Raw genomic sequence first — 1219 nt, forward strand, 5'->3', positions numbered from 1 at the left:
GAGATTTGAGGCATCTGCAGCCGTGCTGATCCGCAGCTCCCGTCCGCCAACGTCGAGGCAGTTCATTGCCTCGATCGCGTTGAGGATCAAATTGAGAACAACCTGTTGCAGCTGAACGCGATAGCCCTTCACGAGCGGCAAGCCCGGAGCGAGGTCGGTCTGGATCAAGACATCATGTTTGAGCAGCTCGCTACGGACTATGGTGATCACGTCCAGGATTGCACCATTGACGTCGACGCTCTCCTTCGGCGCCGGAGCTTTCTTGATCAAGGAACGGATCCAACTGATGATCTCGCCGCCTCGCTTGGCCTCTGCGACAATGGAAGCGAGCGCCTGCTGTGCCTTTTCGAAATTCGGAGATTGCGTTCCTAGCCAGTTCAGTCCGGCCTCTGCGTTGCAGAGCATCGCGGTGATTGGTTGGCTTAATTCGTGTGTCACCGAAGCCGTGACCTGGCCCAGTGCCGCCGCGCGATTGGCGTGTGTTAGTTCAGCCTGCATCTCGCGGAACGTCTCGGCGGTTCGCTTGCGTTCGGTGATGTCGCGGCTCAGACAAATGATTCGTGACTGGCCACCTTCGCAGAATTCCCGCATACGGACTTCGACGGGAAGCACAGTGCCGTCCTTTCGGCAATACCGCCTCTCGAGCGTAGCGATTCCGCCAGCCTTGAGGCGCTCGCGGTTAGTACGCCAAGTGGCTTCATCCATCTCCAGATCGAACAAGGCCGCAGTTGCTCCAACCAGTTCGGCCCGGCTGTAGCCGAGACTTTCGCAGGCATTCCGATTCACATCGCGAACGCGACCGTCTTCACTGTGGAGCATGAACGTATCGGTCGCGTGGTCCACGAAGGTACGGAAACGGGCCTCGCTCTCGATCAGCGCCTGTTCGGCCCGCTTGCGCTCCGTGATGTGGCGCCCCACACCGCGGTAGCCCACGAAGTTTCCCGTATCGTCGAAGATGGGCATCCCAGAGACGGAAATATAGCGCTTGCCGCCGTCGGGCGAGCGAGCTCGAAATCGCGAAACGGGAGGTGGGCATCGAGTGTCTCCCGGTGCTTGCGCCAGCCCTCTGCATCAGGCTCCAGATACGGGACCTCCCATCGTGTCCTGCCGATCTCGGAGACCGGCGGCTCGGGAAGTGTCTGAGCGAACTCCTGGCGGATGAAGCGATGCTGCGCGTCCGTTTCCCAGTACACATCAAAGGAGAATTGCACCAGCGTGC

Annotated in this window: 1 protein-coding gene; it reads right to left on the minus strand. The window is 59.9% G+C overall.

What is annotated here, in order from left to right; all coding sequences use genetic code 11:
* A partial coding sequence (locus IVA79_RS29620) for a PAS domain-containing sensor histidine kinase (protein WP_249816230.1) occupies positions 1 to 1062 on the minus strand: 1062 nt, incomplete at its 3' end.
* Positions 1063 to 1219: the final 157 nt, after the last annotated feature.

It is taken from the genome of Bradyrhizobium sp. 138 (genome assembly GCF_023074075.1).
Taxonomy (GTDB): Bacteria; Pseudomonadota; Alphaproteobacteria; order Rhizobiales; family Xanthobacteraceae; genus Bradyrhizobium.